We start from the raw sequence: 14,519 nt of genomic DNA on the forward strand, positions 1-14,519 counted from the left end.
GTTCCGTCAGTTCCGAGGTCCGGAGGACCGTGCCATGGATTCGACCAGCCCGACCGCCAACCGCTCCGACAGCCACCCCACCCGCCGCGCGGTCCTCGGCGGCGCGGTCGGGGCGCTCGCCCTCGGGGCGGTGCAGTGGACGCCGCTCGGCCGGATCCCGGCCGCGAGCGCCGCCACCACCATCGCCGCGCCACCGGCCTTCCCGGCCGGCATCAGCCTCTACCAGCAGACCTTCCAGAACTGGTCCGAGGAGGTGACCGTCAACGGCCTGTGGAGCTGCGTCCCGGCCACCCCCCAGGACGTGGTCACCCTCGCCAACTGGGCCCACGCCCAGGGCTGGCGGCTGCGCCCGCTGGGCGGCGGCTACAGCTGGTCACCAGTGGTGGTCGACCCGGGCACCCCGGCCGCCAACACCGTCCTGGTCGACTGCACCCAGCACCTCACCGCCGTTACCGTCCACTCCGGGACGCCCGCCTCGGTCACCGCGCAGCCCGGCGTCACCATGGACTCGCTGCTGGCCACCCTCAAGGGGGCCGGCTACGGCCTGACCGCCTTCCCGGTGATGGGCTCGGCCACCCTCGGCGGCGTGCTCGCCACCGGCGGCCGGGGCACCGGCGTCCCCGCCGCGCACGAGACCCCGTTGCCGGGCCACGGCTACGGCTCGGTCGGCAACCTGGTGGTCAGCCTGACCGCCGTGGTCTGGGACGCCGCGTCCAGCAGCTACCTGCTGCGCACCTTCCAGCGCACCGACCCGCAGATCCAGGCCCTGATCACCAATGTCGGCCGGGCCTTCGTCACCGAGGTGGTGCTGCGGGTCGGCGCCGACCAGCGGCTGCGCTGCCAGAGCTGGTTCAACGTCAGCGCGGCCAACCTCTTCGCCCCGCCCGCGAGCGCCGGCTCGCAGTCGCTGGCGAGCTATGTCAGCGGCTCCGGACGGGTGGTCTGCATCTGGTTCCCGTTCACCAGCTCGCCCTGGCTGCGGGTGTTCACACCCACCCCCAGCAAGCCCTGGACCAGCAGGGCCGTCAGCAGCCCGTACAACTACCCCTTCAATGACATCGTGCCCAAGAACATCTCCGACCTGCTCTCGGAGATCATCGGCGGCACCGCCTCGATCACCCCGACCTTCACCGCCGCGCAGATGGACGCCATCAGCGCCGGGCTGATCGCCACCGGCAGCTGGGACCTCTGGGGCTGGTCCGCCGACATGCTGGCGTACGTCCGGCCGACGACCCTGCGGATCACTTCGACCTGCTGGAACGTCATCACCAGCCGGGCCAATGTGCAGCGGGTCGTCAGCGAGTTCTTCGCCGCCTACAGCGGCAAGATCTCCGCCTACCAGGCGCAGGGCCGGTATCCGATGAACGGACCGATCGAGATCCGAGTCACCGGCCTTGACAACACCGCTGACTGCGGAGTCCCCGGCGCGCTGGGGGCGCAGCTGTCCCCGCTGCGGCCGCGCCCTGACCACCCGGAGTGGGACACCGCGGTCTGGTTCGACATGACGACGATCCCGGTCACCCCCTACGCGCACCAGTTCTGCGGCGAGATGGAGGCCTGGATCCGGGGCAACTTCACCGGCTCCTACGGGCAGGTGCACGCCGAGTGGTCCAAGGAGTGGGCCAACACCCCGGCCGGGGCCTGGACCGACAGCGCTGTCATCGCCGGTGACATCCCCGCCTCCTACCGGGCCGGCCAGGCGGCGGGGGACGGCTGGGACGCGGCGGTGGCCACCCTCAACGCGCTGGACCCGAGCCGGGTGTTCAGCAGCGCCTTCCTGGACACAGTCCTCCGCTGAGGCGCGGTGCGGCGCGGTGCCTGGGCCGGCTGCCGAGCCCAGGCCCGCCCCGGCGCTCAGGCCCGCCCCGGCGCTCAGGGCCGCCCCGGCGCTCAGGGCCGCCCCGGCGCTCAGGCCGCCGTGCTCAGGCCCGGCGCGGCGCCAGGGCCGGTGCGGCGCTCAGGCTCGGACTCAGGCTCGGCGTCGCGCCGACGCCCGGCACCGCGCCCAGGATCGGCGCGACGCTCGGGCCCGGCACCGCGACCACCTCCGGCCGCGGCCCGAGCGCCTGCGGCGGAAGCGCCTGCGCCTGCCCGGGCTCCCGCCCCCGCCCCCGCACCTGCTCCTGCCGCGGCTGCCGCCCCTGCTCCTGCGCCAGCAGGCAGTGGTAGGTGGCGAGGGCGGTACGGGCCTGGTGGGCCACCTGGCGGGCGATCGGGATCCAGGCCGCCCGCAGCTCGTTCACATAGGCGATGCTGCGCAGCAGCAGCATCGCGTCCAGCTCGGCGTGCAGCCGGATCGCCCGCGGGTCCGTGGCGCCGTCCAGCAACTGCAGCAGCATCGCGGTCGCGCGCAGCGGGATGCGGTGTGCCAGGGCGTCCAGCGAGGAGACCCGGGCACAGGTCAGCAGCGTCGGCGGAACGCCGGGATGTCGCAGCGCCGGATCCCAGTCGTCGGCCAGTCCGGGGCAGACCTGCACCGCGCGCTCGGCGGCGCGCAGCAGCGGCCCCTCGCCCTTCTCCCCGACCGCGGCCGGGGAGAAGTACGGGCGTCCGCGCTCCAGCAGCCGGGCCAGCTGGACCCCGCTGCGGCGCAGCGCGTTGGCGCTCCCGTGCAGGGCGGTCCAGGCCGCCGGGTGCAGGGACTGATCGCTCATCAGCGGGCTGCCCCACATCGGGACCTCCACGATCGCGGTGACGCCCCCGTAGAGGTGCGGGTAGTACCAGGTCGAGTCGGCCGCGGTCTCCGACTGGCTGGCGAAGCTCTCCGGGACGCCGGGCGGCGGCATCACATAGATGCCTGGCCCGGGGCTCGGCCAGTACATGGCGTCGCAGGTGCCCACCGCTACCGGGATGCCCAGGTCGGCGGCGGAGGCGGCGAAGGGGGCGGCCAGGCCGGGGATGTCTCGGGTGAGCTGGATCCAGCTGCCGTCCACGTCCGCGCCGTGCAGCGAGAACTGCAGGAACGGCCGCAGTTCGTCGATGAGTTCGGCGAGCGCGCGGGTCTCCGGCAGTGCCTCGCCGGGGGAGCGCAGCGACGGGGCCCACTCGGGCTGCTCGTCGGTGACCGGGCGGAAGAAGTGCCGGTGGTGGTCGTAGAGGCTGCGCCGCTGGCGCGGCCCGGTCTCGTGCCGCAGCGCCCCGTCCGGGTCGAGGCAGAGCAGGAAGTTCCAGGTGGTGGGGGTGGTCAGGGCGTTGGCGCGGGCCGGCCGGGTGAGTTCGGCGAGGGCGTGTTCGGCCAGGGCCAGCACGGTCGCGCCGCCGAGCGGCTCATTGGCGTGCGGGACGGCGACGACCAGGACGTTCCGCCCGTCCGGGCCGTCCGGGCCGCCCGGCCGTCCGACGGACAGCAGTTCCAGCGGCCGTCCCTCCCGCGAGGTGCCGATCCGGCGCAGTCGGCACCGGTCCGGATGGGCCGCCGCGAGCATCCGGGCGGACCGGCTCACCTCCGCCACAGTCGGACAGCGATCCTGCAGGAGATGATCGTTACTGCCGCGCACGATGTTCCGCCTCCCACTTTGCAGGACCATCCAACTGATTCTGCCGCTTCGGAGGGGTGGTTCGCGAGGTTGTTGGCAACCGCAGAGGTGCCGCCCGGCGCGATACTGGGGGTGAAGGGGTAGTGAAACGGTCGTGGAAGCTCGGTGAGGAGCAGTGGTACCGATGGATGACAACGCCCCCGCACCCCAGGTCTGGCCGACCCTGCGCAGCAGCGACGCCCCCGCGCTGATCAGCTTTCTGGTGCGGGCCTTCGGTTTTGAGGTGACCGCCCAGTACGGCGGGCCGGACCGGATCGACCACGCCGAACTGGCCTGGCCGCTGGGCGGCGGCATCATGCTGGGCTCGACCCGTCCGGACGACGCCGAGGACGACTGGTCGCTGCGCCCCGGCCATTTCGGCGCCTATGTGGTCACCGACGACCCGGACCGGCTGATCGCCAGGGCCCGGGCCGCCGGAGCGGAGATCACCACCGAGCTGCACGACACGGACTACGGCTCGCGGGACTTCGCCGCCCGTGACCCCGAAGGCAACCGCTGGTCCTTCGGCACCTACCGCGGGGAGCCGCGCAAGGCGCTCTGAGCCCGCCGCCCTACAGTCCTACAGCTCCTCAAAAGGCCTCACAGCCCCAGCGTGTCCAGCGAGACCTGCCACAGCCGCTCGGCGGCAGCCGGGTCCAGCGCGTGCGCGGCGACGCCGTGGCGGGTGCCCTCCTGGTGCGGCTCGGCCTCGTTGCAGTCCTCGAAGTAGCGCCCGCCGACGCCGTCCAGCAGCGGGGAGACCGCGAGCAGCACGGAGGTGGCCGCGCCCTGCTCCGGCGTCTTCCACCGCGGAGCGCCGCCACCGCTGGCCGCGCGCATCCGGTCCAGCTCGGCCGGGTCGACATAGCGCTGCAGATTGGTCATGATCGCGCCGGGCATCAGCGCGTTGACGGTGATCCCGTCGGCCGCCCAGCGCCTGCTCGCCTCGACGGCGAACAGCACATTGGCGGTCTTGGACTGGCCGTAGGCGCTCCAGGCCTCGTAGGGGCGCTGCTGGAAGTGGATGTCCTCGAAGACGATCCCGGAGCGCAGGTGCGCGCTGGAGCTGACCGAGACGATCCGCGCGCCCCCGGCCGCGGCGAGCGAGCGGTGCAGTCCGGTGGCGAGGGCGAAGTGCCCGAGGTGGTTGGTGGCGAACTGCAGCTCCCAGCCCTGCGGGGTGCGCAGCTCGGGGGAGGCCATCATCCCCGCGTTGTCGACGAGCAGGTGCAGCGGGCCGTCCCAGCCGGCGGTGAAGGCCGCGACGGACGCCTGGTCGGCCAGGTCCAGCGGGGCGACCAGGGGCCGCTTGCCGCCGGTGGAGTCGGCTATGTCGTCGGCGGTGCGGTCCCCGGCGGCGGTGTCGCGTACGGCGAGGGTCACCTCGGCGCCGGCCGAGGCCAGCGCGCGGGCGGTCTCCACGCCGATGCCGGAGGCGCCGCCGGTGACGACGGCACGGCGGCCGGAGAGGTCGATGCCGGCGATGACCTCGGCGGCGCTGGACTCGAAGCCGAAGGGAGTGGTCAGACGGGTGGGCGCAGTCATGGCTGTCGACTCTTTCCGATGGAGGCGGCGAGACGGTGTCAGTACGCGTCGGGACGCGGCGGCAGGGGGCGGTGGACGGGGGACCGGTAGGATGGGAACCGGAGGAGCCTCCGCTGAGCCCACTGTAAGTGGAGCTTCCTCCGTTTTGCAAACCGGAACCACCACCCCTGAGGAGCGACCGTGCCGGCCACCGGTCCCAGCACCCCCCGCCCGCTGCGCGCCGACGCCCAGCGCAACCGGGAGCTCCTGCTCGCCGCCGCCGTCCAGGCGTTCTCCCAGGACGGCCCCGACGTCACCCTGGACGCCATCGCCAAGCAGGCCGGCGTCGGCATCGGCACGCTGTACCGGCACTTCCCGACCCGCGAGGCCCTGGTCGAGGCCAGCTACCGGAACGAGCTCGGCCGGCTCTGCGACGCCGCCGCCGAACTGCTCCGCGATCAGGCCCCGGACCGGGCGCTCCGTGCCTGGATGGACCGCTTCGTCGACTACATGACCACCAAGCGCGGCATGGCCGACGCCCTCCGGATGGTCATCGCCTCCGGCGGCAACCCCTTCGCCCGCAGCCGGGACCAGCTGCTCGCGGCGGTTGGCACGCTGCTCACGGCCGGCGCCGAGGCCGGGACGGTGCGCTCCGACGTGGCCGCGGACGATGTGCTCACCGGGATCAGCGGCATCACCCTGGCGGCGGGGGATCCGCCCCGGCGGGACCAGGCCGGCCGTCTGCTCGACCTGCTGATGGACGGCCTGCGGAAGCACTCCTGACTGGTCGTCAACTAACTGGTCTCCGTCTCTTCACTTCTCTCTTCCCGCTCCCCACACTGATATCTGACGCTGCATCAGATGAGGGGTAGCCATGCTGTCGCTGCAGGAGATGTCGGACCGGATCGAGATCCAGGACCTGCTGGTCCGCTACGCCCACGCCGTGGACACCCGGGAGTGGAAGCTGTTCGCCGAGCTCTTCACCGACGACGCCGTGGTCGACTACACCGCCTTCGGCGGCCCGCGCGGCACGGTCGAGGAGGTCACCGCCTTCCTTGCTTCCGTGCTGCCGATGTTCTCGGCCACCCAGCACCTCATCGCCAACAGCGCCGTCGTCCTGGACGGCGACCGCGCCACGGCCCGCACCATGTGCCAGAACCCGATGGCGCTGCCGGGTGAGGAGGGCCAGGCGGGCCTGCTGCTCTGCGGCCTCTGGTACGTGGACGAACTCGTCCGCACCCCGGACGGCTGGAAGCTGCGCGAGCGCTCCGAGGACAAGGCCTACTCCATCGTCCTCAAGCCCCCGGCGGCATAGCCCGCAGGCTCCCGGGGCCCGGCCCGCAGGCGCCCAAGACCCAGCCAGGAAAAACCCGCGCTTCCGTCAGGGCCCGGTCGGCTGTCAGACTCGCCCCGTGCCCGAATTCGACATGCTTGTCATCGGATCCGGCCCGGGGGGCCAGAAGGCCGCGATCGCTGCGGCCAAGCTCGGCCGCCGGGTCGCTGTCATCGACCGCCCTGACACGGTCGGCGGCGTATCCATCCATACCGGCACCATCCCCTCCAAGACCCTGCGCGAGGCGGTTCTCTACCTGACCGGCCTGACGCAGCGTGATCTCTACGGCCAGAGCTACCGGCTCAAGGACGAGATCACCGTCGCCGACCTGACCGCCCGCACCCAGCACGTGGTGGGGCGCGAGGTCGACGTCATCCGCAGCCAGCTCTCCCGCAACCAGGTCACCCTGCTCGCCGGGACCGGGCGGTTCACCGACGACCACACCGTCGCGGTACGGGACATCACCGGCCAGGACCGGCTGGTGACGGCGGAGCACATCGTGATCGCCACCGGCACCCGCCCGGCCCGTCCGGACCTGGTGGAGTTCGACGAGCGCACCGTGCTGGACTCCGACAATGTGATCAACCTGGAGAAGGTCCCCAGGTCGATGGTGATCGTCGGGGCCGGGGTGATCGGCCTCGAGTACGCCTCGATGTTCGCCGCCCTGGGCAGCAAGGTCACTGTTGTGGAGCAGCGCGAGGGGATGCTGGACTTCTGCGACCTGGAGGTGGTCGAGGCGCTGAAGTACCACCTCCGCGACCTCGCCGTCACCTTCCGCTTCGGCGAGAAGGTCGCCGCCGTCGAGCGCCACCCGCGCGGCACGCTGACGATCCTGGAGAGCGGCAAGAAGATCCCCGCCGACGCGGTGATGTACTCCGCCGGCCGCCAGGGCCTCACCGACGAACTCGACCTGCAGAAGGCGGGCCTGTCCGCCGACGGACGCGGCCGGATCACGGTGGACGAGCACTACCGGACGGTCGTCCCGCACATCTACGCGGTCGGCGACGTCATCGGCTTTCCGGCGCTGGCCGCCACCGCGATGGAGCAGGGCCGGACGGCGGCGTACCACGCCTGCGGCGAGCCGGTGCACCCGATGCTCGACCTGCAGCCGATCGGCATCTACACCATTCCGGAGATCAGCTACGTCGGCCGGACCGAGGACCAGCTGACCGATGCCAGCGTCCCCTTCGAGGTCGGGGTGGCCCGCTACCGTGAGCTGGCCCGGGGCCAGATCATCGGCGACGCGCACGGGATGCTGAAGCTGCTGGTCTCCCCGGAGGACCGCAAGCTGCTCGGGGTGCACTGCTTCGGCACCGGCGCGACCGAGCTGATCCACATCGGCCAGGCCGTGATGGGCTGCGGCGGCACCGTCGACTACCTGGTCGACGCGGTCTTCAACTATCCGACCCTCGCCGAGTCCTACAAGGTCGCCGCGCTGGACGCGACCAACAAGATCCGCCAGATCGACCACCTGCGGGACTGAGGGCGGCCTGTTCCAGCTTCCGGGCCGGCTCCTCCCACCGCCGTGGGAGCAGTCGGCCCGGAAGGTTCTCCCCCCGGGTTGAGTGCTCGGCGTGCCCACCCCCGTGGCGACACACCGCACCGCACCGTGCTCGGCGCTGACCACCCGTACACCTCGACGCGCCCGCTCCGGGCGCCGGACCCATTCTTGACGGGCGGGTCGTCCGGCGGAATGGCGTTGATCTGTCACTCCTTGGCGTTCATGTGTTGTCCGTATGGCGTCCCGTCGCAGCCATGGCCTAGGTTCTTACGCGGGCCGCGGAGTGGTCGGAACGATGGGGGATGCCGTGACGGAGAGCCTGGGTGCGCTGCTGCGCGGGTTTCGCTTGCGGGCCGAGTGGACCCAGCAGTCCCTCGCGGAGCGGTCGGGGGTGTCGGTCCACGCGATCAGCACGCTGGAGGCCGGGCGGCGGCTGCCCCGGCTGTCCTCGCTGCGCCGGTTGGCGGACGCGTTGAATCTGGAGTCGGCGGACCGTCAGCGACTGCTGCGCGCCGCGGCCACCCCGGGTTCGTTAACCGCGACGGAAACGGAACCGGCCCGAGCCGACCTGCGGCCTGCCCCGGCCGAGCAGGCCGTAACCGAGCCGGCCGCGACCAGCGGCGCCTCCGACAGCACCCCCGGCGCCCCCGGTAGCACCGGCACCGCCGACACCCGCGCCCCCGACGGCCAGGACGTCGCCGCGGTGAGCGCCCCGCCGAGCGGGTCGCGCCGGCCACCTTGGCCGACACCCGCCCAACTGCCGGCCGACATACCGGACTTCACCGGGCGTGCCACCGAACTGGCGGCCGTCACCGGCCTGCTGGCCAGTGCGGAGGCCTCCACCCGGCTGATCGTCGTGTCCGGGGCCCCCGGGGTGGGGAAGACCTCCCTGGCCACCCACGCGGCCCACCGGCTGCGGCGGGTCTTCAGTGACGGCACCCTGTTCGTCGACCTGCACGGCGCCGGCCCGGCGCCGCGGGACCCGGCGGACGTGCTGACCTCGCTGCTGCGGTCGATGGGCATTCCGGGGCGGGCCATCCCCGACGATCCGGCCGATCGGTCGGCCCTGTACCGGTCGCTGCTCGCCGACCGCGCCGTGCTCCTGGTGCTGGACAACGCGGCGAACAGCGCTCAGCTGCGGCCGCTGCTGCCCGGCGGCGGTCCCAGCGCCGCCCTGGTCACCAGCCGGGCCAGTCTGGCCGGCCTGGCCGGTGCGACCTGGCTGGAACTGGCGCCGATGAGTGCGCCCGAGGCCGCCGCCCTGTTCGCGGCCACCGCGGGCCGGGACCGGGTCGCACCGGACGAGGCGGCCGTCGCCGACGTGGTCGCCAGCTGCGGCCGGCTCCCGCTCGCGGTGCGGATCGCCGGTGCCAAGCTGGCGTCCCGGCCGGCCTGGACGGTGCGACATCTGGCCGACCGGCTGGCCGGGCACCGGCGGATGGACGAACTCCACGCCGAGGACCTCGATGTGCGCGCCAGCCTGATGCTCAGCTATCGCGGGCTGGAACCCGCGGTCGCGCGGGCCTTCCGGTTGCTCGCGCCGCTCGAGTACCCGGCCGCCTCGCTGCGCACCGTCGCCGCTCTGCTCGACCTGCCCGTCTACGACGCGGAACGCCTGCTGGACCGGCTGCTGGACGCCCACCTGGTGACCAGTCCCGCCCCCGACTACTACGGATTCCACGACCTGCTCCGCAGCTTCGCCAAGGAGCAGTCGCTGCACGAGGACGAGGGCCAGGTGCGCCGCCACTCGCTGGCCCGTGCCGTGCGCGCCTCGCTCACCGACCTCGCCGGGCAGATCCCGCACCCCCGGCCGGACGAGGCGCCGGAGCGGGCCGACGCCGCGGCCGAACCCCGCCACAGCGGGCCGGCCGCGGGCGCCGTGGTGCCGGACATCGAGCAGGACAACCTGATCGCCGCGCTCATGCTGCTGACCTCCGCCCCCAACCTGGACACCGTGCTCGCCGCGGAACTGCTGGAACTCCTGCAGCGCCCACTCGTCCTGACCGGGCGCTGGACCGACCTGTCCCGCTGCGCCGCCGCCGTCGAGCAGGTCGCCGAGGGCTCGGCCCGCACCACGGCCCACCGGGTCCAGGCCCGCGTCGCGATCCACCGCGACGACCGGCCCACCGCGCACCGACTGGTGTCGCTCACCCTCCAGCAGGCGCGGGCGGTCGGCGACCAGCCCGGAGAGATCAGCAGCCTGGTCATGCTCGGCACCCTGCACGGCCGTTGCGGCGACCACGCCGCCGCCGCGGCCGCCCTGGAGCAGGCCGTCCAGCTCGGACAGGGCGCCAATGTGCCGGTCCAGCTGACCATGGCCCACAACTACGCCGGCGAAACAGTACCTCCAGCTCAACCGGCCCGACACCGCGCTCCACCACCTGCGGACCGGGCTTGCGCTGGCCCGTGCCAACAATGACGAGGACCTCACCGCCATGGCGCTCTACCTGCTCGGCGCCGCGCACAGCCGCCTCGGCGACCATGACACCGCCCTCGGCCACCTCCGGCAGGCGCTGCGCCTGGCCCAGACCCGAGGCTCCGCCCACAGCGAGGCCATCGCCCACTTCCACCTTGGCCGGACCCTGCACGCCGCCGGGATGCACGACGAGGCCAACCGCGCGCTCACCGTCGCCGCAGAGCGGTTCCACACCCATGGAGACCACCATCGCGCCGCCCAGGCCCTGAAGATCATCCAATCCGGGCCCGCCGCGAAGACCCGGTAGCACCCGGACCCACCGGGATCCGGACCGGCGGAAAAGAATTCCACGACACCTGTCCGCTGGTGTCGAGAGCGTCGCTGCGGTGACGACCTCCCTGTGAAAGGCTCCCGGCAGGGGAGCCGGAAGCACCCGGAAGCACAGGAGTCACCCCATGAAGTTCATGCTGATGATCTACGCCAACCAGGAGACCTGGGACGGCCTCTCGGCCGAGGAGATGGGCCAGGGCATCGCCGAACAGGACGCCTTCAACACCACCTTCTTCGAGACCGGTGAGCTGATCAGCGCCTACGGCCTCGCCGACGCCGCCACCGCCCGCACCGTGCGGGTCCGGGCCGGGGCGGCGGCGGTGACCGACGGGCCCTACCTGGAGACCAAGGAGTACCTGGCCAGCTTCTGCCTGCTGGACTGCCAGGACGAGACCAGGGCGCTGGAGATCGCCGCGCGGATGCCCTTCGCCGCGTTCAACGCGGTGGAGGTGTGGCCGGTCATGCACGAGGCGGTGCCGCAGCTGTGAGCTCGGAGCCCGCCGATCCCGGCCGGCGTGTCGAGGACCTGCTCAGGCGTGCCGCGCCGCAGGTCCTCGGCGCGCTGGCGCGCCGCTACGGGCAGTTCGACGCCTGCGAGGACGCGGTGCAGGAGGCGCTGCTCGCGGCGGCGACCCAGTGGCCCGCCGACGGGGTGCCGGACAACCCGCAGGGCTGGCTGCTCACCGTCGCCTCGCGGCGGCTGATCGACCAGATCCGCAGCGAGAGCGCCCGCCGCGAACGCGAGCAGCGGCTCGCCGCCGCGGTGCCGCCGGCCGAGCTGCTGGCGCCCGCGCCGGGGGAGCGGCCGGAGGTGGCGGAGCAGGACGACACGCTGACCGTGCTGTTCCTCTGCTGCCACCCGGTGCTGACCGCGCCCTCGCAGATCGCGCTGACCCTGCGCGCGGTCGGCGGCCTCTCCACGGCCGAGATCGGCCGGGCCTTCCTGGTCCCCGAGGCGACCATGGCGCAGCGGATCAGCCGGGCCAAGCAGAAGATCAGGGACGCCGGGGCCACCTTCACCATGCCCCCGGCCGAGGAGCGGGCCGAACGGCTGAAGGCGGTGCTGCACGTCCTCTACCTGATATTCAACGAGGGCTACAGCGCCTCCTCCGGCGACCACCTGCAGCGCGGCGACCTCACCGCCGAGGCGGTCAGGCTCACCCGCCAGCTGCGCGCCCTGCTGCCCCAGGACGGCGAGGTGACCGGGCTGCTGGCGCTGATGCTGCTCACCGACGCCCGCCGGGCCGCCCGCAGCGACGGCCAGGGCAATATCGTCCCGCTGGCCGAGCAGGACCGGAGCCGCTGGGACGCCACGCGGATCACCGAGGGGGTCGCCCTGCTCACCGGGGCGCTGACCACCACCCGGCTGGGCCCGTACCAGGTCCAGGCGGCGATCGCGGCCGTCCACGACGAGGCGGCGAGCGCCGGGGACACCGACTGGCCGCAGATCCTGGCGCTCTACGCGACGCTGGAGCAGCTCACCCCCAACCCGATGATCACGCTCAACCGGGTGGTCGCGCTGGCCGAGGTCAAGGGCCCGCGCGCGGCGCTGGAACTCTTGGCGACGCTGGAGGGTGAGCCCTCGCTGGCCCGGCACCACCGGCTGCACGCGGTGCGGGCCCATCTGCTGGAGGCGGAGGGCGACCGCGAGGCCGCCAGGGAGGCCTACCGGCTGGCGGCGCGGCTCACCCTCAGCCTGCCGGAGCGGCGCCATCTGGAGGCCCGCGCCAGACGCCTCGCCGCCGACCCCGGTCCCGACCCCGCTTAGGGCTTGCGGCCGACGCCGGCCCAGACCGAGCGGATGGTCGGGTCCGCGCCGGGCGCGGGGCGCCAGTGCGGGGCCGAGACCAGGCCGGGCTCCAGCAGCTCCAGGCCGTCCAGGAACCGGGAGACCTGGTCGTGCGGACGGTAGGTGATCTTCTGCGGCATGAGCTCCCGCATCACCTCGGCGTGCCTGGCCATGACCTCGACATAGATGTCCGAGGCCGGCTGGGAGAGCGCCAGGTGGCTGCCGGAGGGGAGGGCCGCCATCACCTCGGCCACCAGACCCGCGGGATCGTCCTCGTCCGGGATGCAGTGCATCAGACCGAGCATGACCACACCGACCGGCCGGCTGAAGTCCAGGGTCTTCGCCGCCTCCTCCAGCACCTTGGCGGTGTCCCTGGCGTCCGCGTGGATGTACGCGGTGACGCCGTCGGGGTGGCTGGTCAGCAGCGCCCTGGCGTGGGCGAGCACGATCGGGTCGTTGTCGACGTAGACGATCCGCGACGCCGGGGCGACCCGCTGGGCCACCTCGTGGGTGTTGTCGGCGGAGGGGAGCCCGGTGCCGATGTCCAGGAACTGCCGGATGCCGACCTCGGCGGCGAGGAAGTGCACCGCGCGTCCGAGGAAGGCCCGGTTGGCGCGCACATTCTCGGTCACCACATTGCCGGCGGCCATGATCAGCTCGGCCACCTCGCGGTCGGCGGCGAAGTTGTCCTTGCCGCCGAGCCAGTAGTCGTAGACCCGGGCGATGTGCGGGACACCGGTGTCGAGCCCCGTGCTCGGGGGATCGAATGCCTCCGGACTCGTCCAACCCTTGACCATGCCTGCCCCCACCCGCGTCGACGTGCGCTTCCGGACCGGCCGACCGCTGACCGCAGCCCGGCGGGGACATCGTAGGCATACGACGGGGCCGCCGGGGCGGATTCGTTCACGTCTGCCACGTAATAACACGCTTACGCAGAAAGCCGGTTCAGCTCTGCGAGGCTCCGGAGGAGGCCTCTTCCAGCGGGTCGGCGCCGTTCCCGGCCGGCCTGCGCGGCGAGGGCAGCGCCGTCACCGTGGCCGCCTCCGACGAGGCCGCGCCCCGGCCGCCGCGCAGCCGGCGGCTCACCCGCGCCGACAGCCGCAGCAGCGGGTCCGTCCCCCACAGGCCGATCGCGGCCACCGTCGCGCCGGCCACCGCGTCCAGGAAGTAGTGGTTGGCGGTGCCCATCACCACCATGGCGATGACGAACGGGTACACCAGCCCCAGCACCCGCACCACCCGCGACCCGGCGTAGCGGTACAGCAGCACCCCGCACCACACCGCCCAGCCCACGTGCAGGCTCGGCATGGCCGCGAACTCGTTGGTGACGTCGCCGAGGCCCTTGGGCGTACCGCCGCCGCCGCCCCACCAGCCGATGTTGGCGTGCTCGGCCAGGGTGTCCACGAAGTCGTAGGCCGGGCCGAGCATCCGCGGCGGCGCGGTGGGGAAGGTCACAAAGCCGACCAGGCCGAGCATGGTGGTCAGGCCCAGCCAGGTGCGGGCGTGCCGGTAGTGGCCGCGGTGGTAGCGCCACAGCCAGAACAGCACCCCGACGGTCAGGATGTAGTGCAGCGTGGCGTAGAGGTAGTCGGCGGGTATGCCGAGCCAGGCGTGGTCGTAGAAGGTGTGGTTCAGCCAGTGCTCGGGGCTCAGGTGCAGCCACCGCTCCAGCGAGAGGATGTCCCGGCCGTGCTGCATGGCCCGGCCCTCGGCCCCGTTCACCAGCAGCCTGCTGCCGTCGTAGACGGCGTAGACCACCAGCAGCAGCTCCCAGCTCCAGGTGGTCTTCCAGCGCCAGCGGAACCTCCGCGGGCCGCGGCTGGGCGCGGGAGCGGAGTCGGCGGCCGCGGCGAAGGGGCGCGCGGCGGGCGCGCTCTCCCGCGAGTTCACCAGAGCTTCATCGGGGCCGGGAGGTACCGGCAGGTTGGTCGACACCGGGTCATCCTCTCCTGAGACGCTTACGAGATTCACATCTGGGTACCTGTTCCGCGCAAATCTTTACCTACGGGTGTTCGCTCCGGTTGCCGGAGCAGCCCGGTCCGGCGCACGGGAACGCATGGAACCGCGCCGATCCGGGCAGGTGGGCCGGGTGCGCCTGCCCGGCTCGACCC

General features: G+C 72.8%; 13 protein-coding genes. 9 read left to right on the top strand and 4 right to left on the bottom strand.

Annotated elements, in window-relative coordinates:
- The first annotated feature begins 34 nt into the window (after positions 1-34).
- Positions 35-1,798 (top strand): cholesterol oxidase substrate-binding domain-containing protein, encoded by a 1,764-nt coding sequence (locus ACXKR8_RS40030; protein WP_458269418.1) that lies wholly within the window; start codon positions 35-37, stop codon positions 1,796-1,798.
- A gap of 124 nt (positions 1,799-1,922) precedes the next feature.
- Here the strand turns inward: ACXKR8_RS40030 and ACXKR8_RS40035 are convergent, their stop codons facing one another.
- Entirely contained in the window at positions 1,923-3,443 is a 1,521-nt protein-coding gene (locus tag ACXKR8_RS40035) for a M14 family zinc carboxypeptidase (RefSeq protein WP_458269419.1), read from the bottom strand.
- Between the two features lie 217 nt (positions 3,444-3,660).
- Between ACXKR8_RS40035 and ACXKR8_RS40040 the strand changes: the two genes are divergently transcribed.
- Complete coding sequence (locus ACXKR8_RS40040; RefSeq protein WP_458269420.1) at positions 3,661-4,077, top strand: VOC family protein; 417 nt, start codon at positions 3,661-3,663, stop codon at positions 4,075-4,077.
- A gap of 38 nt (positions 4,078-4,115) precedes the next feature.
- Here the strand turns inward: ACXKR8_RS40040 and ACXKR8_RS40045 are convergent, their stop codons facing one another.
- Positions 4,116-5,060, bottom strand: a complete 945-nt coding sequence (locus ACXKR8_RS40045) for an SDR family NAD(P)-dependent oxidoreductase (protein ID WP_458269421.1) — start codon at positions 5,058-5,060, stop codon at positions 4,116-4,118.
- A 180-nt stretch (positions 5,061-5,240) separates the two neighbouring features.
- Here ACXKR8_RS40045 and ACXKR8_RS40050 point away from each other — a divergent pair, with 180 nt between their 5' ends.
- The 7 genes from ACXKR8_RS40050 to ACXKR8_RS40080 all read left to right on the top strand — a co-directional run bounded on the left by ACXKR8_RS40050 (position 5,241) and on the right by ACXKR8_RS40080 (position 12,387).
- Positions 5,241-5,822, top strand: coding sequence for a TetR/AcrR family transcriptional regulator (locus ACXKR8_RS40050; RefSeq protein WP_458269422.1), 582 nt, complete (start codon positions 5,241-5,243; stop codon positions 5,820-5,822).
- 91 nt (positions 5,823-5,913) lie between these two features.
- A complete protein-coding gene (locus ACXKR8_RS40055) occupies positions 5,914-6,354 on the top strand; it encodes a nuclear transport factor 2 family protein (protein ID WP_458269423.1) in 441 nt (146 codons plus the stop codon).
- Between the two features lie 97 nt (positions 6,355-6,451).
- Positions 6,452-7,855, top strand: coding sequence for a Si-specific NAD(P)(+) transhydrogenase (gene sthA, locus ACXKR8_RS40060; RefSeq protein ID WP_458269424.1), 1,404 nt, complete (start codon positions 6,452-6,454; stop codon positions 7,853-7,855).
- 325 nt (positions 7,856-8,180) lie between these two features.
- Positions 8,181-10,292 (top strand): helix-turn-helix domain-containing protein, encoded by a 2,112-nt coding sequence (locus ACXKR8_RS40065; RefSeq protein WP_462100040.1) that lies wholly within the window; start codon positions 8,181-8,183, stop codon positions 10,290-10,292.
- Positions 10,273-10,596 carry a tetratricopeptide repeat protein gene (locus ACXKR8_RS40070; RefSeq protein ID WP_462100719.1) on the top strand — a complete coding sequence of 108 codons (324 nt, stop codon included), beginning with the start codon at positions 10,273-10,275 and terminating at the stop codon, positions 10,594-10,596. The genes ACXKR8_RS40065 and ACXKR8_RS40070 overlap by 20 nt, the downstream gene beginning before the upstream one ends.
- A gap of 148 nt (positions 10,597-10,744) precedes the next feature.
- A complete protein-coding gene (locus tag ACXKR8_RS40075) occupies positions 10,745-11,107 on the top strand; it encodes a YciI family protein (RefSeq protein WP_458269426.1) in 363 nt (120 codons plus the stop codon).
- Entirely contained in the window at positions 11,104-12,387 is a 1,284-nt protein-coding gene (locus tag ACXKR8_RS40080; protein ID WP_458269427.1) for an RNA polymerase sigma factor, read from the top strand. The genes ACXKR8_RS40075 and ACXKR8_RS40080 overlap by 4 nt, the downstream gene beginning before the upstream one ends.
- Here the strand turns inward: ACXKR8_RS40080 and ACXKR8_RS40085 are convergent.
- Together ACXKR8_RS40085 and ACXKR8_RS40090 are read right to left on the bottom strand one after the other, a co-directional pair.
- Positions 12,384-13,205 carry an SAM-dependent methyltransferase gene (locus ACXKR8_RS40085; protein WP_458269428.1) on the bottom strand — a complete coding sequence of 274 codons (822 nt, stop codon included), beginning with the start codon at positions 13,203-13,205 and terminating at the stop codon, positions 12,384-12,386. The two genes, ACXKR8_RS40080 and ACXKR8_RS40085, sit on opposite strands and share 4 nt — an antisense overlap.
- 148 nt (positions 13,206-13,353) lie before the next feature.
- Complete coding sequence (locus ACXKR8_RS40090) at positions 13,354-14,343, bottom strand: phosphatase PAP2 family protein (protein ID WP_458269429.1); 990 nt, start codon at positions 14,341-14,343, stop codon at positions 13,354-13,356.
- Positions 14,344-14,519: the final 176 nt, after the last annotated feature.

The organism is Streptacidiphilus sp. PAMC 29251 (genome assembly GCF_054208735.2).